This is a genomic window from Streptomyces sp. NPDC001502 (assembly GCF_042894785.1).
In the GTDB taxonomy this organism is placed as follows: domain Bacteria; phylum Actinomycetota; class Actinomycetes; order Streptomycetales; family Streptomycetaceae; genus Streptomyces; species Streptomyces kutzneri.
On the sequence record NZ_JBIAVW010000015.1, the window covers coordinates 1 to 26,871 of the forward strand.

Consider the following 26,871-nt stretch of genomic DNA (forward strand, 5'->3'; position numbering starts at 1 on the left):
TTCCTAGACAGCTCCCACCACACCGGAGGTCTTCGCCATGTTCAAGACCTGCCGAGTGTCAACAACGCTCGTGATCAATACACCTAGGCCGTCTCGCCCGGCCCCTGGCCCCTACCCCCGGTCCAGGCGGTAGACGCGGCGGGCGTTGCCCGCCGCGACCAGGGCGGCCACCCGTTCCGCGTCCCGCCAGGACCAGGAACCCTCGGCGGCCCAGCCGCCCAGCACCCGGCCCAGCGCCTCGCGGAACACCAGGGCGCCCACCGCGTGCAGTTCGGGCAGCTGCCGCCCGCCGCTGGAGAACAGCACCTTCCCGAACGGCGCGATCTCCAGCAGCTCCGCCAGGACCGCCGAGGCCCGCGCCCCGGTCTGTCCGAGGGCCGCGCCCGTATCGGCGTAGACGTGCGGGAAGGCCGCCGCGAGCTGCGCGGTGCGGCGGTGGTGCGGATATCCGCCGAGCAGTACCAGTCGTGTCCCGAGCCCCGCGGTGGCCCGTACGAACCCGGTCAGCGCGGCCGGGTCGGCCTCGCCCGTGTGCAGCTGGAGCGGCAGCCCCGACGCCACCGCGCTCCACAGCAGGTGGGCCAGGAGTACGGGGTCCCGTACGGCTCCGCCCCGCGGCCGCCGGGCCAGCCACCGCCCGGCCGCCCCGCGCACCGCGCCGGGACCGGGCGGCTCGGGTGCGACCGCCGGGGTGTCCGTGCGGGCGAAGGCCGTGGCGCAGGTGAAGGCCGCGGCCCCGGTGGCGGCGTGGTGGACGGCCTCGGCGAGATTGGCGAGGAAGGCGCCCACCGTCCCGGAGGTGTCGGCGACCTGCTCGGCCAGTAACTCCAGCCGGACCGACTCGAAGGCCTCGGCGTCCCCTGCGAGCGCCAGTTCCTTGGGCCCGGTGAGATCACCGGGCACCCCGGTGTCGACCAGGTAGGCGGCGACGCCCGATCCCCTCAGCAGCCGCCGGGCGGTCTCGGCCGCGCCCAGCTCGCGCCGCCGCGCCAGATAGCGGGCGGGGGTGGCGTGCGGCTCCAGCCCCAGCAGCGGCGGGCACCAGCGGCGCACCGCGAAGCCGGTCTGTGTGTCGAAGAAGGTGGTGCCCGCGGCGGGCGGGCCGGCCGAGCGCATCAGCTGGGCCTCGAAAGTGCCCAGGCCCAGCTCCGTACGGAGTACTCCGTGGCAGTACTGGTCCACCAGGCGCGGCGTTTCGATCATCCGGGCATCCCGTTGCGGACGTGAGGAAGGGGCTTCCACACGTCCTAACGGGTGAGCGGGGTGTGAGGTGTTGCTCGGGCTGTTGACCGAGACGGCACTCCCGGGTCCCCGGGACGTTCTCCGGGGCTCAGGCCGGCGGGTTCTCGGGTCCGCCGATCTGGATTCCGGCCATCCGCGTCCACTCGTACGGGCCCGTGCGCACGCGCGCGGCGAACTCCCCGTCGAACTCGTCGTGGAGGGTCAGCGCCGCCTTCTCCGCGGCCAGCTGGGCCACCTCGAAGGTGGGGGCCACCAGGTCGCCCCAGCCGCCGTCCGTCCCCACGAGCACGATCCGGGTGCCGGCCTGGCCGATGTGGGCGAGCTGGCCCTCGGCGCCGCCGTGCTGCCTGGCGAACGCGCCGATCTGCTTGGCCAGCTTCGCGGCCTTACGGTCCTGCTTCTTGTCCGCGGCGCCTGCGGCGGCCGCCGTGTCTGCGGTGTCTCCCATGGAAGCCATGCTACCGGCGAGTAATCAGCGGAGGAAGGGATCCACGGCCACCGCCACGAACAGCAGCGACACGTAGGTGATGGACCAGTGGAACAGGCGCATCTCCTTGAGCTTCGCGCCCGTGATGCCCGCCTTGGCCCGCGCGTGGAGCGCGTGCGCCTCCCAGAGCCACCAGCCGCCCGAGACCAGCGCGACCGCGGTGTAGAACCAGCCGGTGTAGCCCAGCGGGGTCAGCAGCAGCGAGACCGCCACCATCACCCAGCTGTAGAGGACGATCTGGCGCGCCACGGCCCGGTTGCCCGCGACCACCGGGAGCATCGGCACGCCGGCCCGCGCGTAGTCGTCCTTGACCTTCATCGACAGCGGCCAGTAGTGCGGCGGCGTCCAGAAGAAGATGACGAGGAAGAGGATGACCGCGGCCCAGGAGACCTCGTTCCTGACGGCCGACCAGCCGATGAGCACCGGCATGCAGCCCGCGATGCCGCCCCAGACGATGTTCTGGGCGGTGCGCCGCTTCAGCAGCATCGTGTAGACCACGACATAGAAGAGGAGCGCGCCGAGCGACAGCGCCGCCGACAGCCAGTTGACGAGCAGGCCGAAGAAGAGGGTGGAGACGACCGCCAGGGTGAGGCCGAAGGCCAGGCACTCCCGCGGGCTGACCATGCCGGTCACGAGCGGGCGCTGCGAGGTCCTGTCCATCAGTGCGTCGATGTCGCGGTCGATGTACATGTTCAGCGCGTTGGCGCCGCCCGCGGACAAGTAGCCGCCGAGGCAGGTCACGAGGACCAGCCGCAGCGACGGAACGCCCTGCTCGGCAAGGAACATCACCGGCACTGTGGTGATCAGCAGAAGTTCGATGATCCGCGGCTTGGTCAATGCCACGAAAGCCATGACGCGGGTCCCGAGCGGCCGGTGACCGGGGCTCGTCCCGAGCACCCCCGCTGGACGGGATTCGACGGCCGTCACGCACACCCCTGAGAGAGAATCCAGCAAGCTCCGACTCGGACCATTCACAACATGAAGGCCCGGTTAAGGCTTGCGCGTACCACGCCACTGTAGACGTTGCGCTTACGTCGCCCCGCGCCGGGGTCGCCTCGTGTTGAGCCGATCGGACCGTGCATACATACGGGGGACGGGCCTCGCCGGACGCCGGTGCGCGGGTGAACGTGGACCGGCGGCGCGGTGACGGACTGCCTGCACTCGAATAGCTGCACGCCGTTGCGGGGGTAGGCTCGGAATCGCGCCGGTGCACCGTTCGTCACCGGGATTCATACATGTGGAGAGGAGCCCTGACCCACGGTGAGCACCAAGCCGACCACCACAGAGCTCGAGTGGACCGAACTGGACCAGCGGGCCGTCGACACCGCCCGCATCCTGGCCGCTGACGCGGTCCAGAAGGTCGGAAACGGCCACCCCGGTACGGCGATGAGCCTGGCCCCCGCCGCGTACACCCTCTTCCAGAAGGTGATGCGGCACGACCCGGCGGACCCCGAGTGGGTTGGCCGCGACCGCTTCGTGCTCTCCGCGGGGCACTCCTCCCTGACGCTCTACACCCAGCTCTACCTCGGCGGGTTCGGGCTTGAGCTGGACGACCTGAAGGCGTTCCGCACCTGGGGCTCGAAGACCCCCGGCCACCCGGAGTACGGCCACACGGCCGGCGTGGAGACCACCACCGGCCCTCTCGGCCAGGGCATCGCCAACGCGGTGGGCATGGCCATGGCCGCCCGCTACGAGCGCGGTCTGTTCGACCCGGAGGCCGCCCAGGGCGCCTCCCCGTTCGACCACATGGTCTACGCGATCGCGGGCGACGGCTGCCTCCAGGAGGGCATCTCGCACGAGGCGTCCGCGCTGGCCGGCCACCAGAAGCTCGGCAACCTCGTCCTGCTGTGGGACGACAACCACATCTCCATCGAGGGTGACACGGAGACGGCCGTCTCCGAGGACACCCTGAAGCGCTACGAGGCGTACGGCTGGCACGTCCAGCGCGTCGAGCAGCAGGAGAACGGCGACCTCGACCCGAAGGCGCTCTTCGCCGCCCTCCAGGCCGCCAAGGCCGAGACCGGCCGCCCGTCCTTCATCGCGGCCCGCTCGATCATCGCCTGGCCCGCCCCGCACGCCCAGAACACCGAGGCCGCCCACGGCTCGGCGCTCGGCGACGACGAGGTCGCGGCCACCAAGCGCGTCCTCGGCTTCGACCCGGAGCAGACCTTCGAGGTCTCCGACGAGGTCATCGCCCACACCCGCAAGGCCCTCGACCGCGGCCGCGAGGCCAAGGCCGAGTGGGAGAAGGAGTTCTCCGCCTGGCGCACCGCCAACCCGGAGCGCGCCGCCGAGTTCGACCGCATCAACGCCAACGAACTGCCCGCGGGCTGGGAGGACAAGCTCCCCGTCTTCGAGACCGGCAAGGGCGTCGCCACCCGCGCAGCCTCCGGCAAGGTGCTCGGTGCGCTCGGCGCGGTCATCCCGGAGCTGTGGGGCGGCTCGGCCGACCTGGCCGGCTCCAACAACACCACCATCGACAAGGACTCCTCGTTCCTGCCGGTGGGGAACCCGCTGCCGGAGGCCGACCCGTACGGCCGCACCATCCACTTCGGCATCCGCGAGCACGCCATGGCCGCGTCCATGAACGGCATCGCGCTGCACGGCCACACCCGCATCTACGGCGGCACCTTCCTGGTGTTCTCCGACTACATGCGCAACGCCGTCCGCCTGTCCGCGCTGATGCACCTGCCGGTGACGTACGTGTGGACGCACGACTCCATCGGTCTGGGCGAGGACGGCCCGACCCACCAGCCGGTCGAGCACCTCGCCTCGCTGCGCGCCATCCCGGGCCTGAACATCGTCCGCCCGGCCGACGCCAACGAGACCGCCATCGCCTGGCGCGAGATCCTGCGCCGCCACACCAAGGTCTTCGGCAAGGGTGCCCCGCACGGCCTCGCGCTGACCCGCCAGGGTGTGCCGACCTACGAGCGCAACGAGGCCGCCGCCAAGGGCGGGTACGTCCTGTTCGAGGCCGAGGGCGGCCCCGCGCAGGTCCTCCTCATCGGTACCGGCTCCGAGGTGCACCTGGCCGTCGAGGCCCGCGAGCAGCTGCAGGCCCAGGGCGTCCCCACCCGGGTCGTCTCGATGCCGTCCGTCGAGTGGTTCGAGGAGCAGGACCAGGAGTACAAGGACAGCGTCCTGCCGCCGTCGGTGAAGGCCCGCGTCGCGGTCGAGGCGGGCATCGGCCTGACCTGGCACCGCTACGTCGGTGACGCCGGCCGGATCGTCTCGCTGGAGCACTTCGGTGCCTCGGCCGACGCGAAGGTGCTCTTCCGCGAGTTCGGCTTCACGGCCGAGAACGTGGCGGCCGCCGCCCACGAATCCCTCGCCGCCGCCGCGCGCTGACGCCGGTCCGGAACCAAAGTAGGAGATGTAATCCCATGACAGACGCACTCAAGCGCCTCTCCGACGAAGGCGTCGCGATCTGGCTGGACGACCTGTCCCGCAAGCGCATCACGTCCGGCAACCTGGCCGAGCTCATCGACCAGTCGCACGTGGTCGGTGTCACCACCAACCCGGCGATCTTCCAGAAGGCCATCAGCGGCGGCGAGGGCTACGAGCAGCAGCTCACCGACCTCGCGACCCGCAAGGTCACCGTGGAAGAGGCCCTGCGCATGATCACGACGGCGGACGTCAGGGACGCCGCCGACATCCTGCGCCCGGTCTACGACCGCACCGACGGCCAGGACGGCCGCGTGTCGATCGAGGTCGACCCGCGCCTGGCGCACAACACCCCGGCGACCATCGCCGAGGCCAAGCAGCTCGCCTGGCTGGTGGACCGCCCGAACACGCTCATCAAGATCCCGGCGACCAAGGCCGGCCTGCCGGCGATCACCGAGGTCATCGGCAAGGGCATCAGCGTCAACGTCACGCTGATCTTCTCGCTGGAGCGCTACCGCGAGGTCATGGACGCGTACCTGGCGGGTCTGGAGAAGGCCAAGGCCGCCGGCCTGGACATCTCCCTGATCCACTCGGTCGCCTCCTTCTTCGTGTCCCGCGTGGACTCGGAGATCGACAAGCGTCTGGACGCGGTCGGCACCGACGAGGCGAAGGCCCTCAAGGGCAAGGCGGCGCTCGCCAACGCCCGTCTGGCCTACGAGGCCTACGAAGAGGTCTTCGCCACGGACCGCTGGGCCGCCCTGGAGCGTGTCGGCGCCAACAAGCAGCGTGCGCTGTGGGCCTCGACGGGCGTCAAGGACCCGGCGTACAAGGACACCCTGTACGTGGACGACCTTGTCGCCCCGAACACGGTGAACACCATGCCGGAGGCCACCCTGGAGGCCACCGCCGACCACGGGCAGATCACGGGTGACACCGTGCGCGGCACCTACGAGCAGGCGCGCGCCGAGCTCGACGCGGTCGCGAAGCTGGGCATCTCGTACGACGATGTGGTGCAGCTGCTCGAGGACGAGGGCGTCGAGAAGTTCGAGGCGTCCTGGAACGACCTGCTGAAGTCGACCGAGGCGGAGCTTGAGCGCCTCGCCCCCACGGAGGCCTGAACACCTTGTCTGTAAACGGAGCGAACCCGCTTCGTGACGCACAGGACCGGCGGCTCCCGCGCATCGCGGGGCCGTCCGGCCTGGTCATTTTCGGCGTTACGGGTGACCTGTCGCGCAAGAAGCTGATGCCTGCCGTCTACGACCTGGCCAACAGAGGCCTGCTTCCGCCGGGCTTCTCGCTGATCGGGTTCGCCCGCCGCGAGTGGCAGGACGAGGACTTCGCCCAGGTGGTCCACGACGCGGTCAAGGAGCACTCCCGGACGCCCTTCCGCGAGGAGGTGTGGCAGCAGCTCGTGCAGGGCTGCCGTTTCGTCTCGGGCGACTTCGACGACGACGCCGCCTTCGAGACGCTGAAGGCGACCATAGAGGAGCTGGACAAGGCACAGGGCACGGGCGGCAACTTCGCCTTCTACCTGTCCGTCCCGCCGAAGTTCTTCCCCAAGGTGGTCCAGCAGCTCAAGGACCACGGGCTGGCGCAGAAGGAGGGCTCCTGGCGGCGTGCCGTCATCGAGAAGCCCTTCGGACACGACCTGAAGAGCGCCGAGGAACTCAACAAGGTCGTCCACGAGGTCTTCCCGCGCGACGAGGTCTTCCGGATCGACCACTACCTCGGCAAGGAGACCGTCCAGAACATCCTGGCGCTCCGCTTCGCCAACACGATGTTCGAGCCGATCTGGAACCGGTCGTACGTCGACCACGTGCAGATCACCATGGCCGAGGACATCGGCATCGGCGGCCGGGCCGGGTACTACGACGGCATCGGCGCCGCCCGTGACGTCATCCAGAACCACCTGCTCCAGCTGCTCGCGCTGACCGCGATGGAGGAGCCCGGCTCCTTCCACCCCAAGGCGCTGGTGGCCGAGAAGCTCAAGGTGCTGACCGCCGTGGAGCTGCCGGAGGACCTGGGCAAGCACACCGTGCGCGGCCAGTACTCGGCGGCCTGGCAGGGCGGCGAGAAGGTCGTCGGGTACCTCGAAGAGGACGGCATCGACCCCAAGTCGAAGACCGACACCTACGCGGCCATCCGCCTGGAGATCAACAACCGCCGCTGGGCGGGCGTCCCGTTCTACCTGCGGACGGGCAAGCGCCTGGGCCGCCGGGTGACCGAGATCGCGGTCGTCTTCAAGCGGGCCCCGTACCTGCCGTTCGAGTCGGGCGCGACCGAGGAGCTGGGGCAGAACGCCCTGGTCATCCGGGTCCAGCCGGACGAGGGCGTGACGGTCCGCTTCGGCTCCAAGGTCCCGGGCACCTCCATGGAGGTCCGGGACGTCACGATGGACTTCGCCTACGGCGAGTCCTTCACGGAGTCGAGCCCCGAGGCGTACGAGCGGCTCATCCTCGACGTGCTCCTCGGCGACGCGAACCTCTTCCCGCGTCACCAGGAAGTCGAACTGTCCTGGAACATCCTCGACCCGATCGAGGAGTACTGGGACAAGCACGGCAAGCCCGCGCAGTACCCGTCGGGCACCTGGGGGCCGGTCGAGGCGGACGAGATGCTCGCACGAGACGGACGGAGCTGGCGCCGGCCATGAAGATCGACCTCACGGAGACCAACTCCAGCAAGATCAATGCCGCGATGGTGCAGGCGCGCCGGGACATCGGCACGCCGGCCATCGGCATGGTCCTCACGCTGGTGATCGTGACCGACGAGGAGAACGCGTACGACGCGCTCAAGTCGGCGAACGACGCGTCCCACGAACACCCCTCGCGGATCGTCGTCGTCATCAAGCGGGCCAGCCGCTCGCCACGCAGCCGCCGCGACGCCCGGCTCGACGCGGAAGTCCGCGTCGGGGCGGACTCCGGCAGCGGTGAAACGGTTGTGCTCCGCCTTCACGGCGAACTGGTCGACCACGCCCAGTCGGTGGTTCTCCCGCTGCTCCTGCCGGACGCCCCCGTGGTCGTCTGGTGGCCGGACGGTGCCCCCGCGGACCTGGCGGGCGATCCGCTGGGTGCGCTGGGACAGCGCCGGATCACGGACACGTACTCCTGCGAGGACCCGATCAGGGCGCTCAGCGGCCGTGCGGGGGCGTACGCCCCCGGGGACACGGACCTGTCGTGGACCCGGATCACCCCGTGGCGCTCGATGCTGGCGGCCGCGCTGGACCAGCAGGCCCTGTCGGTCGTCTCGGCGACCGTCGAGGGCGAGGACGAGAACCCGAGCTGCGAACTGCTGGCCATGTGGCTGGCGGACCGGCTCCAGGTCCCCGTCAGGCGCACGCTGTCGTCGGGCCCGGGCCTGACGGCCGTACGCCTGTCCACCAAGGACGGCGACATCGTCCTGGACCGGGCGGACGGCGCGCTGGCCACGCTGTGCATGCCGGGGCAGCCCGACCGTGCGGTGGCGCTCAAGCGCCGCGACACGGCCGAGCTCCTGGCGGAGGAGCTGCGCAGGCTGGATCCGGACAACACGTACGAGGCCTCGCTGAAGTTCGGCGTGGCGAGGCTGGAGGCGTCGGCAACCCCGGCGGAGCCCGCCCCGGCCGACCCTCCGACGGAGCAGGCCCCGGATCCGGTTCCGGCTCCGAAGCCCAAGAGGGCCAGGGCCAAGTAGAAGCCCCTGCGGGTCCGTGCTGGGGCTCCGCCCCAGACCCCGCGCCTCAAACGCCGGCGAGGCTGGATGTCCAGCCCGTCCGGCGTTTGAGGACCGGGTCCGGGCAGAGCCCGGGAAACGGCGAAAGGGCGGGGCGGGGACGGCTCCGCGCAGCGGTACCCGCACCCGCATCCGCACCCCCGATCTACCGACAAGGCGGCAGCACATGGGTATGACGACTCCCCAGGTCGTCGTCCACCGGGACAAGGAACTGATGGCCCAGGCCACCGCGGCCCGGCTCATCACGAAGATCGTGGACGCGCAGACGGCCCGCGGCACCGCGTCCGTCGTCCTCACCGGCGGACGCAACGGCAACGGCCTGCTCGCGGCACTGGCCGCCGCCCCGGCGCGGGACGCGATCGACTGGTCCCGGCTGGACCTGTGGTGGGGCGACGAGCGGTACGTCCCCGCCGACGACCCCGAGCGCAACCACACCCAGGCCCGCGAGGCACTGCTGGACGCGGTCCCGGTGGACCCCGCCCGTGTGCACGTGATGCCCGCCTCGGACGGCCCGTACGGGGGCGACGTGGACGCCGCGGCGGCCTCCTACGCGGCCGAGCTGGCGAAGGCGGCCGGTCCGGAGGACCACGGTCCGGTCCCCCGGTTCGACGTGCTGATGCTGGGCGTGGGCCCGGACACGCACGTGGCCTCGCTTTTCCCGGAGCACCCGGCGGCCCGCGAGACCGAGCGCACGGTGGTCGGCGTGCACGGCGCCCCGAAGCCCCCGCCCACCCGGATCTCGCTCACGCTCCCGGCGATCCGGGCGGCCCGTGAGGTCTGGCTGCTGGCCGCGGGTGAGGACAAGGCCGGGGCCGTCTCCCTGGCCCTCGGCGGCGCGGGCGAGGTCCAGGCCCCGGCCGCGGCGGCGTACGGCCGCTCCCGCACCCTGTGGCTCCTGGACCGCGCGGCGGCGGCGAAGCTCCCGGCCGGCATGTACCCCCCGGCCTCTTCCTGACGACGGCCGACGCAGATGGGCCCGCCTCCCGGCACCGGGAGGCGGGCCCTTCTCGTACCTGGGTCAGCTACGGCCGCGCAGCGTGCGGTACGTGGCCACCAGCGCCTTCGTCGAGGCGTCCAGACCCGGCACGTCGGCGCCCTCGCTCAGCGCGGGCTCGATCCGCTTGGCGAGCACCTTGCCCAGTTCGACGCCCCACTGGTCGAAGGAGTCGATGTTCCACACCGCGCCCTGGACGAACACCTTGTGCTCGTAGAGCGCGATCAGCTGGCCCAGCACCGCCGGGGAGAGCTCTCCCGCCAGGATGGTGGTCGTCGGGTGGTTCCCGTGGAAGGTCTTGTGCGGGACCAGCGACTCCGGGGCGCCCTCGGCACGCACCTCGTCCGCCGTCTTGCCGAAGGCCAGCGCCTGGGTCTGCGCGAAGAAGTTCGCCATCAGCAGGTCGTGCTGGGCCGCCGGGGCCGCCTCCAGCTCCGCCACCGGCCGGGCGAAGCCGATGAAGTCCGCGGGGATCACCTTCGTCCCCTGGTGGATCAGCTGGTAGTAGGCGTGCTGTCCGTTGGTGCCGGGCGTGCCCCAGACCACCGGGCCCGTCTGCCACTCCACCGGATTGCCGTCGCGGTCCACGGACTTGCCGTTGGACTCCATGTCGAGCTGCTGCAAGTACGCCGTGAAGCGCGAGAGGTAGTGGCTGTACGGCAGCACCGCGTGCGACTGGGCGTCGAAGAAGGCGCCGTACCAGATCCCCAACAGGCCCATCAGCAGCGGGGCGTTCTCGTGCGCGGGCGCCGTGCGGAAGTGCTCGTCCATGGCGTGGAAGCCGCCGAGCATCTCGCGGAAGGCGTCCGGGCCGATCGCGATCATCAGCGAGAGGCCGATGGCGGAGTCGAAGGAGTAGCGTCCGCCGACCCAGTCCCAGAACCCGAACATGTTGGCCGGATCGATGCCGAAGCCGGTGACCTTCTCGGCATTGGTCGACAGCGCCACGAAGTGCCGGGCCACGGCGGCCTGGTCCCCGCCCAGCCCGGCGAGCAGCCAGCCGCGCGCCGAGGTGGCGTTGGTGATGGTCTCGATGGTGGTGAAGGTCTTGGAGGCGATGATGAACAGCGTCTCGGCCGGGTCCAGGTCCCGCACGGCCTCGTGCAGGTCCGCGCCGTCGACGTTGGAGACGAAGCGCACCGTCAGATCGCGGTCGGTGAAGGCGCGCAGGGCCTCGTACGCCATGGCGGGGCCGAGGTCGGAGCCGCCGATGCCGATGTTGACGACGTTCTTGATGCGCTTGCCGGTGAAGCCGGTCCACGCTCCCGACCTGATCCGGTCGCAGAAGTCCGCCATCTTGTCGAGGACGGCGTGCACGCCCGGGACGACGTCCTCGCCGTCCACCTCGACGACCGCGTCCGCGGGTGCGCGCAGGGCGGTGTGCAGCACCGCCCGGTCCTCGGTCGTGTTGATCTTCTCGCCGCGGAACATCGCCTCGCGCAGCCCGGCCACGCCGGTGGCCTCGGCCAGCTCGCGGAGCAGTGCGAGCGTCTCGTCGGTGACGAGGTGCTTCGAGTAGTCGATGTGCAGGTCACCGACCTGCAGGGTGTAGCCGGAGCCGCGGCCGGGGTTCTCCTCGAACAGCTCGCGCAGATGCGTCTGGCCGAACTCCTCCCGGTGCTTGCCGAGTGCCAACCACTCCGGCGTCCGGTTCAGCTTCGTACGCGTGCCTGCGTTCATCTCGGACATCAACCCACTTCTTCCGTCCTGTCGTGCCCCGCCGACTCCAACTTAAGGGATCACAAGCGGCAGAACGCACACAAAGAGGGCCGGTGACACAGGAGAAGTTCCTGTGTCACCGGGCCTCGTGTCACATGCTTCGGGCCGTCTCAGATCTCGCCGCGGAGCTTGGCGAGCGCCTCGGCCAGGATCGCCTCGCCGTCGGCGTCCGAGCGCCGTTCCCGTACGTACGCCAGGTGCGTCTTGTACGGCTCGGTGCGCGGCGGCGCGGGCGGGTTGTCCCGGTCCTGGCCGGCCGGGAACCCGCAGCGCGGGCAGTCCCAGGTGTCCGGCACCTGCGCGTCGCTGGCGAAGCTCGGCTGCGTCTCGTGCCCGTTCGAGCACCAGAAGGAGATGCGCAGACGGGGCGCGGACTCGCCGCGCTCCGCCTCACCCATCGGCCCCGCTCCGACCCGGCTACCACGGATCGCGTTGCCACTTGCCACGGTCGTAACTCCCTGCGTGATGGTGCCGCGGAAGGTGAGTGGAATTCCGCCGCGGAGCGCCCAAGTCTACGTAAGGCCCAACGCACGTCCACTGAGCGGAGTTACTGATTCCACGCGATGAACGCCGGCCCTCATGATAGGCCGGGCGGTGCCGACCGGACTGCCGGAATGGCCAGAACGGTCAGCTGCTCGACTTCGTCAGCAGGCCGAGCGCGACGATGCACGCGAACCACAGCAGACCGACGACCACGGTGATGCGGTCCAGGTTGCGCTCCGCGACGGAGGAACCGCCGACCGACGACTGCATACCGCCGCCGAACATGTCGGAGAGGCCGCCGCCCTTGCCCTTGTGCATCAGCACGAGCAGCATCAGCAGGGCGCTGAAGACGATCAGGGCGATCGAGAACCCCATAATCACGGCTGATTCCTACTTTCTGGCTTTTTCGGGCTTTCCGGCTTTGCGAGATGTGCACGGGGGCCAGGGGCTGATGCATCAGCCTCTGGCCCCCGCAAGGGTACGACGGATCCGCCCTACCGCATACTCACTGGTCGCGGAAGCGGACGATCTTGACGAACTCGTCCGCGTCCAGTGCCGCGCCGCCGATCAGGGCGCCGTCGACGTCGGGCTGGGCCATGATCGCCGCGATGTTTCCGGACTTCACGGAGCCGCCGTACTGGATGCGGACCTGGTCGGCCAGCTCCTGCGAGTACAGCTCGGCGAGGCGGCCGCGGATCGCCCCGCAGACCTCCTGGGCGTCGTCGGGGGTGGCGACCTCGCCGGTCCCGATGGCCCAGACGGGCTCGTAGGCGATCACGATGGACTCGACCTGGTCGGCCGGGACGCCTTCCAGGCCGCCGTCGAGCTGGCTCAGCGTGTAGGGGACCTGCTGGCCGGCCTTGCGGACGTCCAGGCCCTCTCCGACGCACAGGATCGGGGTGATCCCGTGCCGGAAGGCGGCCTTGACCTTGGCGTTGCAGATCTCGTCGCTCTCGCCGTGGTACTGGCGGCGCTCGCTGTGGCCGACGGCCACGTACGTGCACTTCAGCTTCGCCAGCATCGGGCCGGAGATCTCTCCGGTGTAGGCACCGGAGTCGTGCGCGGAGATGTCCTGGGCGCCGTACTTGATCTTCAGCTTGTCGCCGTCGACCAGGGTCTGGACCGAGCGCATGTCGACGAAGGGCGGCAGGACCGCGACCTCGACGGCGTCGTAGTCCTTGTCGGTGAGGGCGAAGGCGAGCTTCTGGACGTGGGCGATGGCCTCAAGGTGGTTGAGGTTCATCTTCCAGTTGCCCGCCATGAGCGGGGTGCGCGTGGTCATACGGGTTCAGCCCTCCAGGGCGGCGAGGCCGGGGAGCGTCTTGCCCTCAAGGTATTCGAGGGAGGCGCCGCCACCGGTCGAGATGTGGCCGAATGCATTCTCGTCGAAGCCCAGGATGCGGACCGCGGCGGCGCTGTCGCCACCGCCGACGACGGTGAAGGCGCTGCTGTCGAGCAGGGCCTGGGCGATGGCCGAGGTGCCCCCGGCGTAGTCGGGGTGCTCGAAGACGCCCACCGGGCCGTTCCAGAAGACGGTCTTGGCATCGGCGATCTTCGACGCGTACAGCTCGCGCGTCTTGGGGCCGATGTCCAGGCCCTCCTTGTCGGCGGGGATCTTGTCCGCGTCGACGGTCTCGAAGGTGGCCGGGGTCTTGCCCTTGAGGTCCGGGAACTCCGCGGAGACCAGTACGTCGACCGGGAGGACCAGCTCGACCCCGGTGTCCTCGGCGCGCTGCATGTACTCCTTGACGACCTCCACCTGGTCCTTCTGGAGCAGGGAGATGCCGACCTCGTAGCCCTTGGCGTAGAGGAAGGTGTAGGCCATGCCGCCGCCGATGAGGATGCGGTCGGCCTTGCCGAGCAGCTGGTCGATGACGGCGAGCTTGTCGGAGACCTTGGCGCCGCCGAGGACCACCACGTACGGGCGCTCGACCTCGGCGGTCAGCTTCTTCAGGACGCCGACCTCGGTGGCGATGAGGTAGCCGGCGGCCTGCGGGAGGCGGGCCGGGAGGTCGAAGACCGAGGCGTGCTTGCGGTGCACGGCGCCGAAGCCGTCACCGACGTAGACGTCGGCGAGCTCGGCGAGCCGGTCCGCGAAGGCGCCGCGCTCGGCGTCGTCCTTCGAGGTCTCACCGGCGTTGAAGCGCAGGTTCTCGATGACGGCGACCTGGCCGTCGGTCAGGGCCGCGACGGTCTCCTTGGCGGAGGCGCCGACGGTGTCGGTGGCGAACGCGACGTCCGCACCGAGCAGTTCGCCCAGGCGCGCGGCGGCCGGGGCGAGCGAGAACGCCGGCTCGACGCCGGCGCCCTTGGGGCGGCCCAGGTGCGAGGCCACGATGACGCGGGCGCCGGCTTCGGCGAGCTTCGCGATCGTGGGCTGGACGGCGCGGATGCGGCCGTCGTCGGTGATGGTGCCCTCGGCCAGCGGGACGTTCAGGTCCGCGCGGACGAAGACCCGCTTGCCCTTGACGCCTTCGGCGAGCAGTTCATCGATCGTCTTCATGTATTTCTACTCCTTTGAGCCTTCACTCGAAGGGCGAGGAAGGATAACGAGGCAAGCAACAGGGCCCGTGCGGCGCTTCGTCGCGCTGCTCGGACCCTGTGCTTCACATCGTGGTGCCTTGCCCTACGTTTTTAGAGCTGACCGCCGACGAAGACGGTGAGGTCGACGAGACGGTTGGAGTAGCCCCACTCGTTGTCGTACCAGCCGACGACCTTGACCTGCGTACCGTCCTGAACCATGGTCAGGGAGGAGTCGAAGGTGCAGGACGCGGGCCAGTTCACGATGTCGGAAGAGACGATCGCGTCCTCGGTGTAGTCGAGGATGCCCTTGAGCTGCCCCTCCGAAGCCTTCTGGAAGGCCGCGTTGATCTCTTCCACCGTGGTCTCGCGGGCGAGCTCCAGCACCAGGTCGGTCACCGAGCCGGTCGGGACCGGGACGCGCATGGCGATGCCGTCCAGCTTGCCCTTGAGCTGCGGGAGGACCAGCGCGGTGGCCTTGGCGGCACCGGTGGAGGTCGGGATGATGTTCTCGGCGGCGGCGCGGGCGCGACGCAGGTCCGAGTGCGGGAAGTCCAGGATGCGCTGGTCGTTCGTGTACGCGTGGACCGTCGTCATCATGCCCTTGACGATGCCGAAGTTCTCGTCGAGGACCTTGGCCATCGGCGCCACACAGTTGGTGGTGCAGGAGGCGTTGGAGATGACGTGGTGGTTGGCCGCGTCGTACTTGTCGTGGTTGACGCCCATCACGATGGTGATGTCCTCGTCCTTGGCCGGAGCCGAGATGAGGACCTTCTTCGCACCCGCGGCGATGTGCTTGGCGGCGTCGGCCTTCTTCGTGAAGATGCCGGTCGACTCGATGACGATGTCGGCGCCCAGCTCGCCCCAGGGGAGGTTGGCGGGGTCACGCTCGGCGAAGGTCTTGAAGGTCTGGCCGCCGACGGTGATGCTGTCGTCGGTGTGGGAGACCTCGGCCTTGAGGCGGCCCAGGATGGTGTCGTACTTGAGCAGATGCACCAGGGTCGCGTTGTCAGTCAGGTCGTTGACACCGACGATCTCGATGTCCGCTCCCTGCTCCAGGAGCGCCCGGAAATAGTTACGGCCAATTCGGCCAAAACCGTTGATGCCTACGCGGATCGTCACGAACCGATCTCCTCGTTGGTGCGCCGGTAAGAGCGCCGGCGAGCTGTATGGGATGTCCCCGACCGCTTACGACCCTACCTCTCCGTGAGCTTTTGGGTGACATCGGTCGGGGCCTGACACTCCCCCTACTTCCCGGGGGTACTCCCGCGAGGGTCCCGTTCCGGACACGCCGGAACGGGACCTCCGGACTTGGGCCCCCGTCACTCAGGGTGAGTGACGGGCGGGCCTGCGATCAGCGGTGCAGTGTGCGCAGTGCCTTACCGACGAGTAGGGCACGGTCCGCCGCGGTGGGCATGTGCTCCAGGCCGAAGCCCAGCAACACCGTGTCACGCGTGGTGACCGCAGCGTAGGACTTGAACAGTTCCCCGGACTGGGCCCAGTCACCGGGGACTTCGGGACTTCCGGCCGGTGCGGCCTGCGCCGTCCAGGCCCCGAGGGACGTCTCGAATCCCTCGACGGGCTGGTCCGCGCCCTTGACGGAGAGGCGCGCCTCGTCCGCGAAGACGCCGCGGCCGCCCGAGCCCGGGTCCGTGATGGAGGAGAGCGAGAGCTCAACGGTCTTGCCGGCGTAGGCGCTCAGGTCGAAGGAGACCTGCTTCCAGCCGCCGGAGGAACCGGTGAAGCTGTTCCACGTGCCGCTGGTGCCCTGCGGGGTGCAGCCGCCGGCGTCGAGCGTGAGGTAGCGGCGCAGGAACGGGTGTCCGTTCATGAAGAACCCGGCGGCGCACTCCTCCGGGACGGTGGAGCTGCTCAGGCCGCCCGTGTCCGGCAGGGTGGTCCAGTCGTCGCCGCCGGCGGTCCGGGCCTCCAGCGCGGCGTGGTCGTAGCCCTCCTCGACGTTCCAGTTGAGCGCCAGCTTCAGCTGCGGCTGGTCGGCCGCGGTGACCCCGGTGAGGTCGATCGTACGGACGAGGCGCTTCCAGTCGTCGTCGGCGTGCAGGGCCGCGGCCATGCCGGTGCCGGCGTAGGGGGCGTACGGGTTCACGACCCCGGTGAAGGCTCCCGCCTGGGCGCTCTTGAACTGCGGGAACTGCGCGGGCGCCAGGGACTCGGAGGTCACGGTGTACCCGCCGGGGGCGTTCAGCGGGTTGCCCGCGGCGTCCCCGACGTTGCCCCGCGCGCCGTTCAGGGCGCCGGCGCCGGCGAAGCCGGTGGCTCCGGGGGTGCTCGTCCGGCTGTACGCGCCGAGCCAGTACTGGCTGAAGTCGTTGGTCACGGCGCGGCCGACCTGGGCGTTGCCGCCCGCCAGCTCACCGGCCTCGATCAGCCTGCCGCCCTCGTTCAGGAAGTCGCGCACCGCCAGCTGGGTGTCGCCGCCGGGGGTCTTGGCCCCCGTGTAGTGGACGGCCGTACCGAAGTGGGAGAGGACGCCGAGGTGGTGCGGGGCGCCCTGGACGGCGACGTCCCAGACCGCAGCGGATTTGCCGTTGGCGCGCAGGGCGTCGACGTAGGTCTGGGCGTGCTGGGCCTTGGCCCCCTCTTCCGCGATCACCAGGACGTCCGCGCGCGGCCGCTCGGCCACCGTGTACGTGAAGTGCTCGCTGGAGACCTGCTTGCCGGAGCGGTCGCGGCCGGTGAACCAGACCTCGACCTTGTCGCCGGGCTTCGCGCCGTCGACTTCGGCCCGGTACTCGTCGAACCAGTTGTTGTCGTCGCCGCCGTAGACCTCGCCGCCCTTCCAGGGCCCCAGGTCCTCGTCGTGCGTGCGGCCGCCGTTGATCCGGAAGTTGACTTCCTTGTCCTTCAGCGCCTTGCGGGCGGTGACGGAGACCGTCTGGTCCTCGCCGCGGGCGGCGTAGGAGGTGGCGAAGGCGTCCACGGTGAAGTCGGCGGCGCTCAGGCCCAGCGAGGACTTCGGCCGGTCCGGGGTCGCGGCGCTCTCGCCGACGGAGAGGGCGAAGGGGATGTTCTTGGCGAACTCCGCCTGGATGAGTTTCTCGTCGTCCGGGAAGTTGAAGCCGGAGGCGCAGTCCTCCGGCTTCCACTGGTCGTTCGGGTCGCTCGCCGAGGCGGTCTGGCAGGTGGTCATCTCCGGCGTGAACATCATGATGCCGTTGACGTTGGAGGCGTGGCCGTCGGCCTCGCCGTTGGTGGTGTAGAGCTCGGAGGAGACCTGCGGGTAGTAGCCCGGGACGGCGGGGTTCTCCGGGGTGCCGGCGAGCGCCTTGTAGGCGACGTCGTCGGGGGTGGGGGTGGCGACCTGCCAGCCCACGCCGTAGAGGATCAGCTCGGCGGCGGAGTGGTAGTTGACGGCGTACTCGAAGCCGATGCGCTTCTCGAAGCGGTCGAGGGCGACGGTTTCGGGCTCGGAGGAGGCGCTCGGGCCGCGGTAGGTCTCGTTCGACTGGGTCGGCGAGGAGCCCTCGTTGTCGTAACCCCACTTGAAGGCGAAGTTCCGGTTGAGGTCGACCCCGTCGCCGGGGCCGGTCTTCCCGTCGCCGTTGTTGTCGCGCAGGTTCTTGCGCCACAGCCGCTGGCCGTCGGCCGCGTGCGTGTAGTCGTACCCGTCCGGGTTGGCGGAGAGCAGGAACCACAGCTCGCTGGAGTCCACCAGCTTGGTGATCCTGGGGTCCTTGCCGTAGTTGTCGAGGGTGTGGTGCATCAGCCGCCGGGTCATCTCGGGGGTGATCCACTCACGGGCGTGCTGGTTGGACATGTAGAGGACCGACGGCTTGTCGCCGTCCTTGGTCTTCTTGGCGTTCTTGCTGACCTTCAGGGCGAGGATGTCCTTGCCCTGGACGGTCTTGCCGATGGAGACGACCTTGGTGAGCCCCGGGTTCTCCTGCGCGGTCCGCAGGATCTCCTCCTGGAGTCCGCCCTTGCCGCTGTACGGGCGGAACACCCCGTCCCCTGCGGCCTTGGCACGGGCGAGGCCCTGGGCGGGGACCTTTCGCTCGGCCAGCTTGACGCCCTGGGCCGCGAGTTCCTTGGCCTGGCCGCCGCTGAGGAAGAGCTCGACCCGGGCGGTTCCGGTCTCCGGGGCCCGCTCGGTGAGCTCGTGCGCGTCCTGCCCCGCGGCAAGGACGAGCGGGACCTGTTCCCGGGTGATGTCGGCGTCGTAGACCCGTACCTCGTCGGCGCCGGACGCGGCGCCGGGTCCCGGCTGGGCCTGTGCCGCGGCGGGCAGCACGGCGAGTGTGGTTCCGAAGACGAGTGCGCTTGCGGCGAGGATCGATCTCGCGCGGTGACTCATGTGCCCCCCTGGGCGTCGTCTGCCACGAAAGCGTTCGGACGCCAGACTCAAGACCGGCCCATGCTCATGTCAATGGGGCGTGCGGCAAAGGGGCCCGCACGAGTGATCGCGCGAGCCCCTTCAGCCGTACGGGACGGCCTGGGCCGTCTCTAACCGGCCATGTTGTCGGCCATCTCCTCGCTGAGGTCGAGGTTCGACTCGGTGCCCGGGATGCCGAGGTCCTGGGCCCGCTTGTCGGCCATCGCCAGCAGGCGGCGGATCCGGCCGGCGACCGCGTCCTTGGTCAGCGGCGGGTCGGCGAGCGCGCCCAGCTCCTCCAGGGAGGCCTGCTTGTGCTCCATGCGCAGCCGGCCGGCCGCGGCCAGGTGCTCGGGGACCTCCTCGCCGAGGATCTCCAGCGCGCGCTGCACGCGGGCTCCGGCGGCCACCGCGGCCCGCGCCGAGCGGCGCAGGTTGGCGTCGTCGAAGTTGGCCAGGCGGTTGGCGGTGGCGCGGACCTCGCGCCGCATCCGCCGCTCCTCCCAGGCCAGCACCGACTCGTGCGCGCCGAGCCGGGTCAGCAGGGCGCCGATCGCGTCGCCGTCGCGGACCACGACCCGGTCCACTCCGCGCACCTCGCGCGCCTTGGCGGCGATGGACAGCCTGCGGGCGGCGCCCACCAGGGCCAGGGCGGCCTCCGGGCCGGGGCAGGTGACTTCCAGGGAGGAGGACCGGCCCGGCTCGGTGAGCGAGCCGTGGGCCAGGAAGGCGCCGCGCCAGGCCGCCTCCGCGTCACAGGTGGCCCCGGAGACCACCTGCGGGGGAAGACCCCGGATGGGGCGGCCGCGGCCGTCCACGAGGCCCGTCTGGCGCGCCAGCTGGTCACCGCCGGCCACGACACGGACCACGTAGCGGCTGCCGCGGCGCAGTCCGCCCGGGGCCATCACCACCAGGTCCGAGGAATGGCCGAAGATCTCCAGGATGTCCTTGCGCAGGCGTCTGGCGGCGATCCCCGTGTCCAGCTCCGCCTCGATGACGATGCGGCCGCTCACCAGGTGCAGCCCGCCCGCGAACCGAAGGATCGCCGAAACCTCCGCCTTCCTGCAGCAGGTCCGGGTGACGGGCAGGCGGGAGATCTCATCCTTCACCGCAGGCGTCATCGCCATGGGCCGATCCTTCCATGCATCCGAAAAATACGGTCGTACGCGGCGGCCAGCAGCTCCGGGTCGTGCTTCGGAGAGCCGTCCTGCCTGGCCACGGGCGCCAGCTCGACCGCGGCACCGAACCGTTTCGCGGCATCGGTTAGGGACTCGCGGTCGGGCACGGCGGCCTCGTCGGCCAGCACCACGTCCAGGGCGAGTTTAGGGGCGTGTCGGGCCAAAACCTCCAAATGACGCTGCGGAGAGAAGCCCTCTGTTTCGCCGGGCTGCGGCGCGAGGTTCAGCGAGAGGACCCGCCGGGCCTTCGTCTCCATCAGCGCGTCCAGCAGTTCCGGCACCAGCAGGTGCGGAATGACCGAGGAGAACCAGGACCCCGGACCGAGCACCACCCAGTCGGCGTCCAGGACGGCCGCGACGGCCTCCGGCACGGCCGGCGGGTCGCTCGGCACCACCTGTACGGAGAGCACCTCGCCCGGGGTCAGCGCCACCGTGGCCTGCCCGCGGACGGTGTCCACGTCCTCGGGGCGGGCCGGGTCGTGCCCCCTGACCAGGGCCTGCAGCTCCAGCGGCACCGCCGACATGGGCAGCACCCGGCCCTGCGCCCCGAGCAGCTTCCCGACCAGGTCGAGGGCCTGGACGGGGTCGCCGAGCTGTTCCCACAGGGCGACGATCAGCAGGTTGCCGACCGCGTGCCCGTGCAGATCGCCCTCGGACTGGAAGCGGTGCTGGATGACCCGGGCCCAGGTCTGGCCCCAGTCGTCGTCACCGCACAGCGCGGCCAGCGCCTTGCGCAGGTCGCCGGGCGGGAGCACGCCGAGCTCCTCCCGGAGCCGGCCGCTGGAACCGCCGTCGTCGGCGACGGTGACCACGGCGGTGAGGTCACCGGTGATCCGGCGCAGGGCGGCGAGCGAGGCCGACAGGCCCTGGCCGCCGCCGAGCGCCACCACCTTGGGCGTGGCGCCGCGCCGGCGGCCGGAGCGGCCGACGCGGCCCGCGCCGTCCTCGCCCCGGCCCGGGGTGAGGCGGCGCAGGCGGCTCAGCCGCGGGGTCCGTGCGGTCACTCGCGCCCCATGTCCCGGTGGACTACGACGGTCTCGACTCCCTCGGAGGCGAGGCGGGCGGCGAGCTTCTCGGACATGGCCACACTGCGGTGCTTGCCGCCCGTGCAGCCGACCGCGATGGTCACGTACCGCTTGCCCTCGCGGCGGTAGCCGGTGGCGATGAGCTGGAGCAGCTCGGTGTAGCGGTCGAGGAACTCCTTGGCGCCGGGCTGGCTGAAGACGTACCCCGACACCTCCTCGTTGAGCCCGGTGAAGGGGCGCAGCTCCGGGACCCAGTGCGGGTTGGGGATGAAGCGGCAGTCGACGACGAGGTCGGCGTCGACGGGGAGGCCGTACTTGTAGCCGAAGGACATGACGGTGGCCCGCAGCTCGGGCTCCTCGTCCCCGGCGAACTGGGCGTCCATCTTCGCGCGCAGCTCGTGCACGTTCAGGCTGGAGGTGTCGATCACCAGGTCGGCGTCGCCGCGCAGCTCGCGCAGCAGGTCGCGCTCGGCGGCGATGCCGTCGGTGATGCGCCCGTCGCCCTGGAGCGGGTGCGGGCGGCGGACCGACTCGAAGCGGCGGACCAGCGCGTCGTCGGAGGACTCCAGGAAGACGATGCGGCGGGTGACGCCCTTGCTGTCGAGGTCGGCGAGGGACTCGCGCAGGGCGTCGAAGAACTGGCGGCCGCGGACGTCGACGACGACGGCGATGCGGGCCACGTTGCCCTGGGAGCGGGCGCCGAGCTCGACCATGGTCGGGATCAGGGCCGGCGGGAGGTTGTCGACGACGAACCAGCCGAGGTCCTCCAGACACTTCGCCGCCGTACTGCGGCCGGCCCCGGACATGCCGGAGATGATCACCAGCTCGGGGATGGCCGCCTCGGCGGTCTCGCCGGGCTCCGCTGTCGTGCCCGTACTCACCTGTGCTCCGTCTCGGTCGTGCGCGGTCTCGTGCTCGGTCATTGCTCGGTCCCCCGTTCGGACGATGCTCCCGCGGGCGCGGGGGTCTCATCCTCAATGATCTCTCCTGTGGCCGTGTTGACGGCAGGACCAGCGGGAACCGCCTGGGCGAGGGCCGCGGCCACGGTCTCGGCCGTCTTACGGCCTATGCCCGGGACCTCGCAGATCTGGTCGATTGTCGCCTGTCTCAGCTTCTTCACCGAACCGAAGTGCTTGATCAAGGCATGCTTGCGGCTCTCGCCGAGGCCGGGCACCTCGTCCAGCGGGCCGGATTTCAGGCGCTTGCCGCGCTTGCTGCGCTGGTACTGGATGGCGAACCGGTGGGCTTCGTCACGGACCCGCTGGAGCAGGTAGAGGCCCTCGCTGGTGCGCGGGAGCACGACGGGGTCGTCGTCGCCGGGCAACCAGATCTCCTCCAGCCGCTTGGCCAGACCGCACACGGCGACGTCGTCGATCCCGAGCTCCTCCAGGGCCCGCTTGGCGGCGGCGACCTGCGGCTGCCCGCCGTCGACCACGACGAGCTGGGGCGGGTACGCGAACCGCTTGGGCCGACCGTCGTCCTCGGGAACCGCTCCCTCGCCCTCCTCCGCCTCCCACTCGCCGGTCTTCAGCTTCTCCTGGAGGTAGCGGCGGAAGCGCCGCGAGACCACCTCGTGCATGGAGCGGACGTCGTCCTGCCCCAGATGCGATTTGATCTGGAAGCGCCGGTACTCGCTCTTGCGGGCCAGCCCGTCCTCGAAGACGACCATCGACGCGACGACGTCGTCACCCTGCAGGTGGGAGATGTCGAAGCATTCGATGCGCAGCGGGGCGCTGTCGAGGTCCAGTGCCTCGGCGATCTCCTCCAGGGCCCGGGAGCGGGTGGTGAGGTCGCCGGCGCGCTTGGTCTTGTGCAGGGCGAGGGACTGCAGCGCGTTGCGGTGGACGGTCTCCATCAGGGCCTTCTTGTCGCCGCGCTGCGGTATCCGCAGGCTGACCTGGGACCCCCGGCGCTCGGCGAGCCACTGGTTCAGTGTCGGCGTGTCCTCGGGGAGGGCCGGGACCAGCACCTCCTTGGGCACGGCCTCGCCCTTCTCCTCGCCGTACAGCTGCTGGAGGGCGTGCTCGACGAGCCCGGCCGTGTCGACGGCCTCGACCTTGTCGGTGATCCAGCCGCGCTGCCCGCGGACCCGGCCGCCGCGGACGTGGAAGATCTGCACCGCGGCTTCGAGCTCGTCCTCGGCCACGGCGATCAGGTCGGCGTCGGTGGCGTCGGCGAGCACCACGGCGTTCTTCTCCATCGCCCGGCGCAGCGCCCCGATGTCGTCGCGCAGGCGGGCGGCCTTCTCGTACTCCATCTCCTCGGCCGCCGCGTGCATCTCCTTCTCCAGCCGGGAGAGGTAGGTGCCGGTGCGGCCGGCCATGAAGTCGCAGAAGTCCTCGGCCAGTTCGCGGTGCTCCTCGGGGGTGACCTTGCCGACGCAGGGGGCCGAGCACTTGCCGATGTAGCCGAGCAGGCAGGGCCGGCCGATCTGGGCGGAGCGCTTGAACACGCCCGCGGAGCAGGTCCGGACCGGGAACACCCGGAGCATCAGGTCGACGGTCTCGCGGATGGCCCAGGCGTGCCCGTACGGACCGAAGTAGCGCACGCCCTTCTTCTTGGGCCCGCGCATGACCTGGACCCGCGGGTACTCCTCATTGAGGGTGACGGCGAGGGAGGGGTAGCTCTTGTCGTCCCGGTACTTGACGTTGAACCGGGGGTCGAACTCCTTGATCCACGAGTACTCCAGCTGGAGCGCCTCGACCTCGGTGGACACCACGGTCCACTCGACGGAGGCGGCCGTGGTCACCATGGTGGCGGTACGGGGATGCAGGCCGGCGATGTCCTGGAAGTAGCTGCCCAGGCGCTGGCGCAGGCTCTTGGCCTTCCCGACGTAGATCACCCGGCGGTGCTCGTCGCGGAACTTGTAGACCCCCGGGGAGTCCGGGATCTGTCCGGGCTCGGGGCGGTAACTGGAAGGGTCGGCCATGCCAACCACCCTACTTGCGCGGTCCGACAACGCGCCGTAGCCCTCCGGGCTCGGTGTCCGGCTCCGGGCGGTCCGCCGCGCGCGCCTCGCCGGGCTCCGCCCAGACCCGAAAGATCGGGGCTCCGCCCCGGACCCCGCGCCTCAAACGCCGGCGAGGCTGGATCTTTCAGCCCGTCCGGCGTTTGAGGCGCGGGGGTCCGGGGGCGGAGCCCCGTAGCCCCGCGGAGCGGGCTACACCCCCACGGCCCGGCGGCGCCGCAGGAGCAGCAGCCTGCACCCGCCCAGCGCGAGCGCCCCGGCGCCACCGGCCACAGCCGCGACCGGAGTCCCGTCACCCCCGGCCGGGGCCTCTGCGTAGCCGCCGGCCGCGCCGCGCCCGGCGTACGGGGAGCCGGGGAGCTTGTCCCCGTAGGCCCCGGCCACCCGGGCCCGGTAGGCGGCCAGGCTCGTCCCCCCGGCGCCCACGGCCCGCACCGCGTCCTCGTCCAGCGGCAGTACCCGGCTACCCCCGGCCACGTACCAGGCGTCGATCTGCGGCTCCCGGAACACCGTCCCGCCGGGCAGTTTCTCCGCACCGAGCCGGGCGTAGCGGAACTCGTCGTCGCCGGTGGCGATGTTCACGACCTCCCAGCCGGCCTCCGTCCGCGCGGTCCACAGCGCGGCCTGCTGCCCGTCGGAGGAGACGGCCTTGCTGGCAAGGAATTCCAGGCGGGCGACGGGGGCGCCCGCTCTGCCCGCGACGAACTCCGGGGAGAGGTGGTTGACCGGTATCGCCTCGCCCTCGATCCGGGGCTGCGCGGCCGTGAGGGAGACCCTGCCCTCCCGGGCGAAGAAGCGGGAGAGGGTGGCCAGGGTGTCGGGGGCGGTGGCCGCCTGCGCGGCGGCGGCCTTGTTCTCGGCGGTGGCGGCCTGGGGCTGCGGCGCCGGGCCCCCGGGAGCCGCGGCGGCCTGCGGGGCGAGGCCGAGGAGGGCGGTGGTGGCGAGGACCGCGGCTGCGGTGGCGGTGGCGGTGGCGGCGCGCAGGGTCATGGCGGTCACGCCCCGATCCGGTAGAGGGAGTGGGTCCAGGAGAAGGTGCTGTTGTTGACGTACCAGGAGTGCGAGGCCCAGTTGTAGCGGTCGCTGGAGGGCCAGGGGTCGCCCCAGTAGACCCAGTTGCTCGCGGTGTCGTAGCCGTAGACGACGTGCATGTGGCCGCCGCCGCTGGACCACTGGATGCGGGTCTCGACGGGCCGGTTGGCGTTGATCTCGGTCTGGACGGTGGAGTACTGGAGCCAGCCGCTGACGTACGAGCCGGGGTTGATGCCGGCCCAGCGCAGTCCGGTCTGGACGTTGCCGAGAGTGGCCTGGTTGTTGGGGCATTCGCTGCCTTGCTGGCGGTTGAAGGCGGCGTTGCAGAACTGGTTCTGGCTGTAGTTCCGGCCGAACCAGGTGGCGATCGTGTTGCCGCCGGCGGCCCAGCACCAGTTGGTCTTCGTCTGCGCCTGCATGGTGATGTTCAGGCGCTTGGTGGCGAGGGCGGAGTCCGTGCCGGCCTCGGCAGCGGCGGCGGTGCCGGCGCCGAGGGGCAGGGTGAACAGCAGGGCGGTGACACAGGCGGCTGGGGAGTGCCGCCGGTTTCGGTTGCGCATCGCGTTCCTCCCGATGTGGGGTGTGGGGGTGGAGGAGCGCGTCCGGACGCTGTTCAGGAGCATCAGGGAGTTGTCGCGATCAGGTCAACACGCTTCAATACGCGGTGACATTGCTGTGTGAACGGTGGGGCTGCGGTGTGAACGGTTGCTGCCGTGTCACCTGGTCCCCCGGAGCCGCCGCCGCGATCCCCCGCGCCGGCCCGTGTGAACGTTCACGAAGGAGTCGCCGTGCGACCGACCGAGGACACGGCGGAACTCGGCCAGTTGCTGCGCGGCGGCCCCTTCCACCTCGCCCTGCGCGCCGCCCTCGCCGCGCGTGGACTGCCCCTGCACCGGGTGCAGCACCGGCTCGCGGCACAGGGCATCAAGCTCGGCGTCACCAGCCTCAGTTACTGGCAGCAGGGCGCCCGGCGGCCGCGTCACCCGGAGTCGCTGCGGGCGGTCACCGCCCTGGAGCGGATCCTGGAACTGCCCGACGGCGCCCTCCTGCGCCTGCTGGCCGCCGAGGATCCCGGCCCCGGGTCCGCGCGCCCGCCCACCCGCTCGTACCGGGCCCTGTTCAGCCTGGGCGGGACGGTGGAGCGGCTGCTGGACGGGATGGACCTCCCGCCGGACGGCGGGCTGCACTCGGTCGGCCACCACGAGCGGGTCCGCATCGGAGCGGCAGGCGAGCTGCGGGTCCGCGAGTCGCAGCAGATCGTCCGGGCGCACCGCGACGGTGTCGACCGCTACCTGGCCGTCCACCACGGCGACCCCGGCTGCGACGTGTCCCGGATGCACGTGACGGCGTACGAGAACTGCCGCACGGGCCGGGTGCGGTGCCACCCGGAGTCCGGGCTGGTGGTCGCCGAGCTGCTCTTCGACGCGCGGCTGCGGCGCGGGGACACCCACGTCTTCGGCTACCGGATCGAGGACGGCACCGGAGCCCGCAGCGGCGAGTACGTACGCGGGTTCAGCTACGCCGGCGGCCAGTACATGCTCCAGGTCAGCTTCGACGAGGCCGCCCTGCCGGTGCGCTGCCGGCGCTTTGCCCGGGGCGGGCCCGAGGCCCCGCGCACCGGCCTCGTGGACCTGACGCCCAGCGGCCGGCACCGGGCGGTCCACCTGGTGGAGCAGTCGGTGCGGCGCGGAATCCTCGGGATCGCGTGGGACTGGGACTGAGGTCCGGGTGCGGTCCCGGGCGGGTGCGGATGCGGCGGCGCGGCGGGTGCGGGTGCGGCGGCGGGGTGCGGGTGCGG

General features: G+C 70.9%; 22 protein-coding genes. 6 read left to right on the top strand and 16 right to left on the bottom strand.

Annotation, left to right across the window (positions count from 1 at the left end; all coding sequences use genetic code 11):
* Window positions 1-111 precede the first annotated feature (111 nt).
* The 3 genes from ACFY0D_RS24805 to ACFY0D_RS24815 form a co-directional block, all read right to left on the bottom strand.
* Window positions 112-1,203, bottom strand: a complete 1,092-nt coding sequence (locus tag ACFY0D_RS24805; RefSeq protein WP_390800260.1) for an amidohydrolase — start codon at window positions 1,201-1,203, stop codon at window positions 112-114.
* Between the two features lie 127 nt (window positions 1,204-1,330).
* The gene (locus tag ACFY0D_RS24810) at window positions 1,331-1,690 is read right to left on the bottom strand and encodes a hypothetical protein (protein ID WP_390800261.1); all 360 of its coding nucleotides are present in this window, start codon (window positions 1,688-1,690) and stop codon (window positions 1,331-1,333) included.
* 24 nt (window positions 1,691-1,714) lie between these two features.
* Window positions 1,715-2,662, bottom strand: a complete 948-nt coding sequence (locus tag ACFY0D_RS24815) for a heme o synthase (protein WP_390800394.1) — start codon at window positions 2,660-2,662, stop codon at window positions 1,715-1,717.
* Between the two features lie 327 nt (window positions 2,663-2,989).
* Here ACFY0D_RS24815 and tkt point away from each other — a divergent pair, with 327 nt between their 5' ends.
* From tkt to pgl, 5 genes are all read left to right on the top strand, one after another.
* Entirely contained in the window at window positions 2,990-5,077 is a 2,088-nt protein-coding gene (tkt, locus tag ACFY0D_RS24820) for a transketolase (RefSeq protein ID WP_390800262.1), read from the top strand.
* Window positions 5,078-5,112: 35 nt separating this feature from the next.
* Complete coding sequence (gene tal, locus ACFY0D_RS24825; RefSeq protein ID WP_390800263.1) at window positions 5,113-6,231, top strand: transaldolase; 1,119 nt, start codon at window positions 5,113-5,115, stop codon at window positions 6,229-6,231.
* Window positions 6,232-6,236: 5 nt separating this feature from the next.
* Window positions 6,237-7,763 (top strand): glucose-6-phosphate dehydrogenase, encoded by a 1,527-nt coding sequence (gene zwf / locus ACFY0D_RS24830; RefSeq protein WP_030720386.1) that lies wholly within the window; start codon window positions 6,237-6,239, stop codon window positions 7,761-7,763.
* Complete coding sequence (gene opcA, locus ACFY0D_RS24835; protein WP_390800264.1) at window positions 7,760-8,782, top strand: glucose-6-phosphate dehydrogenase assembly protein OpcA; 1,023 nt, start codon at window positions 7,760-7,762, stop codon at window positions 8,780-8,782. The genes zwf and opcA overlap by 4 nt, the downstream gene beginning before the upstream one ends.
* Window positions 8,783-8,993: 211 nt before the next feature.
* A complete protein-coding gene (gene pgl / locus ACFY0D_RS24840; protein WP_373043064.1) occupies window positions 8,994-9,776 on the top strand; it encodes a 6-phosphogluconolactonase in 783 nt (260 codons plus the stop codon).
* 63 nt (window positions 9,777-9,839) lie between these two features.
* On the opposite strand, the gene pgi is transcribed toward pgl, so the two are convergent.
* The 13 genes from pgi to ACFY0D_RS24905 form a co-directional block, all read right to left on the bottom strand.
* Complete coding sequence (gene pgi, locus ACFY0D_RS24845; RefSeq protein WP_390800395.1) at window positions 9,840-11,495, bottom strand: glucose-6-phosphate isomerase; 1,656 nt, start codon at window positions 11,493-11,495, stop codon at window positions 9,840-9,842.
* 149 nt (window positions 11,496-11,644) lie between these two features.
* Window positions 11,645-11,980: an RNA polymerase-binding protein RbpA gene (locus tag ACFY0D_RS24850; protein WP_010352468.1), complete on the bottom strand. Its 336-nt coding sequence runs from the start codon at window positions 11,978-11,980 to the stop codon at window positions 11,645-11,647.
* 181 nt (window positions 11,981-12,161) lie between these two features.
* Window positions 12,162-12,392: a preprotein translocase subunit SecG gene (gene secG, locus ACFY0D_RS24855; protein ID WP_030009080.1), complete on the bottom strand. Its 231-nt coding sequence runs from the start codon at window positions 12,390-12,392 to the stop codon at window positions 12,162-12,164.
* 130 nt (window positions 12,393-12,522) lie between these two features.
* Window positions 12,523-13,299, bottom strand: coding sequence for a triose-phosphate isomerase (gene tpiA, locus ACFY0D_RS24860; RefSeq protein WP_390800265.1), 777 nt, complete (start codon window positions 13,297-13,299; stop codon window positions 12,523-12,525).
* 6 nt (window positions 13,300-13,305) lie between these two features.
* Complete coding sequence (locus ACFY0D_RS24865) at window positions 13,306-14,520, bottom strand: phosphoglycerate kinase (protein WP_390800266.1); 1,215 nt, start codon at window positions 14,518-14,520, stop codon at window positions 13,306-13,308.
* Window positions 14,521-14,651: 131 nt separating this feature from the next.
* On the bottom strand, window positions 14,652-15,659 hold the full coding sequence (gene gap, locus ACFY0D_RS24870; protein WP_081523838.1) for a type I glyceraldehyde-3-phosphate dehydrogenase: 1,008 nt from the start codon (window positions 15,657-15,659) through the stop codon (window positions 14,652-14,654).
* A gap of 232 nt (window positions 15,660-15,891) precedes the next feature.
* Window positions 15,892-18,852 (bottom strand): M14 family zinc carboxypeptidase, encoded by a 2,961-nt coding sequence (locus tag ACFY0D_RS24875; RefSeq protein ID WP_390800267.1) that lies wholly within the window; start codon window positions 18,850-18,852, stop codon window positions 15,892-15,894.
* Between the two features lie 149 nt (window positions 18,853-19,001).
* Window positions 19,002-19,997 carry a DNA-binding protein WhiA gene (gene whiA / locus ACFY0D_RS24880; protein ID WP_030009075.1) on the bottom strand — a complete coding sequence of 332 codons (996 nt, stop codon included), beginning with the start codon at window positions 19,995-19,997 and terminating at the stop codon, window positions 19,002-19,004.
* Window positions 19,988-21,052 carry a uridine diphosphate-N-acetylglucosamine-binding protein YvcK gene (gene yvcK / locus ACFY0D_RS24885; RefSeq protein WP_390800268.1) on the bottom strand — a complete coding sequence of 355 codons (1,065 nt, stop codon included), beginning with the start codon at window positions 21,050-21,052 and terminating at the stop codon, window positions 19,988-19,990. The genes whiA and yvcK overlap by 10 nt, the downstream gene beginning before the upstream one ends.
* Window positions 21,049-21,996 carry an RNase adapter RapZ gene (gene rapZ, locus ACFY0D_RS24890; RefSeq protein WP_351154171.1) on the bottom strand — a complete coding sequence of 316 codons (948 nt, stop codon included), beginning with the start codon at window positions 21,994-21,996 and terminating at the stop codon, window positions 21,049-21,051. The genes yvcK and rapZ overlap by 4 nt, the downstream gene beginning before the upstream one ends.
* Complete coding sequence (gene uvrC, locus ACFY0D_RS24895) at window positions 21,993-24,002, bottom strand: excinuclease ABC subunit UvrC (RefSeq protein ID WP_390800269.1); 2,010 nt, start codon at window positions 24,000-24,002, stop codon at window positions 21,993-21,995. The genes rapZ and uvrC overlap by 4 nt, the downstream gene beginning before the upstream one ends.
* Before the next feature lie 231 nt (window positions 24,003-24,233).
* Window positions 24,234-25,031 carry a hypothetical protein gene (locus ACFY0D_RS24900; protein WP_390800396.1) on the bottom strand — a complete coding sequence of 266 codons (798 nt, stop codon included), beginning with the start codon at window positions 25,029-25,031 and terminating at the stop codon, window positions 24,234-24,236.
* Window positions 25,032-25,036: 5 nt separating this feature from the next.
* Window positions 25,037-25,633: a papain-like cysteine protease family protein gene (locus ACFY0D_RS24905; protein WP_390800270.1), complete on the bottom strand. Its 597-nt coding sequence runs from the start codon at window positions 25,631-25,633 to the stop codon at window positions 25,037-25,039.
* Between the two features lie 228 nt (window positions 25,634-25,861).
* Here ACFY0D_RS24905 and ACFY0D_RS24910 point away from each other — a divergent pair, with 228 nt between their 5' ends.
* Window positions 25,862-26,794 (top strand): hypothetical protein, encoded by a 933-nt coding sequence (locus ACFY0D_RS24910; protein WP_390800271.1) that lies wholly within the window; start codon window positions 25,862-25,864, stop codon window positions 26,792-26,794.
* Window positions 26,795-26,871: the final 77 nt, after the last annotated feature.

Excerpts from the sequence above, each read along its gene's own strand:
- ACFY0D_RS24805 (WP_390800260.1), bottom strand. The coding sequence starts at position 1,203 with ATGATCGAAACGCCGCGCCTGGTGGACCAGTACTGCCACGGAGTACTC.
- ACFY0D_RS24810 (WP_390800261.1), bottom strand. The coding sequence starts at position 1,690 with ATGGGAGACACCGCAGACACGGCGGCCGCCGCAGGCGCCGCGGACAAG.
- tal (WP_390800263.1), top strand. The coding sequence starts at position 5,113 with ATGACAGACGCACTCAAGCGCCTCTCCGACGAAGGCGTCGCGATCTGG.
- opcA (WP_390800264.1), top strand. The coding sequence starts at position 7,760 with ATGAAGATCGACCTCACGGAGACCAACTCCAGCAAGATCAATGCCGCG.
- pgl (WP_373043064.1), top strand. The coding sequence starts at position 8,994 with ATGACGACTCCCCAGGTCGTCGTCCACCGGGACAAGGAACTGATGGCC.
- pgi (WP_390800395.1), bottom strand. The coding sequence starts at position 11,495 with ATGAACGCAGGCACGCGTACGAAGCTGAACCGGACGCCGGAGTGGTTG.
- secG (WP_030009080.1), bottom strand. The coding sequence starts at position 12,392 with ATGGGGTTCTCGATCGCCCTGATCGTCTTCAGCGCCCTGCTGATGCTG.
- tpiA (WP_390800265.1), bottom strand. The coding sequence starts at position 13,299 with ATGACCACGCGCACCCCGCTCATGGCGGGCAACTGGAAGATGAACCTC.
- ACFY0D_RS24865 (WP_390800266.1), bottom strand. The coding sequence starts at position 14,520 with ATGAAGACGATCGATGAACTGCTCGCCGAAGGCGTCAAGGGCAAGCGG.
- ACFY0D_RS24875 (WP_390800267.1), bottom strand. The coding sequence starts at position 18,852 with ATGAGTCACCGCGCGAGATCGATCCTCGCCGCAAGCGCACTCGTCTTC.
- whiA (WP_030009075.1), bottom strand. The coding sequence starts at position 19,997 with ATGGCGATGACGCCTGCGGTGAAGGATGAGATCTCCCGCCTGCCCGTC.
- rapZ (WP_351154171.1), bottom strand. The coding sequence starts at position 21,996 with ATGACCGAGCACGAGACCGCGCACGACCGAGACGGAGCACAGGTGAGT.
- uvrC (WP_390800269.1), bottom strand. The coding sequence starts at position 24,002 with ATGGCCGACCCTTCCAGTTACCGCCCCGAGCCCGGACAGATCCCGGAC.
- ACFY0D_RS24900 (WP_390800396.1), bottom strand. The coding sequence starts at position 25,031 with ATGACCCTGCGCGCCGCCACCGCCACCGCCACCGCAGCCGCGGTCCTC.
- ACFY0D_RS24905 (WP_390800270.1), bottom strand. The coding sequence starts at position 25,633 with ATGCGCAACCGAAACCGGCGGCACTCCCCAGCCGCCTGTGTCACCGCC.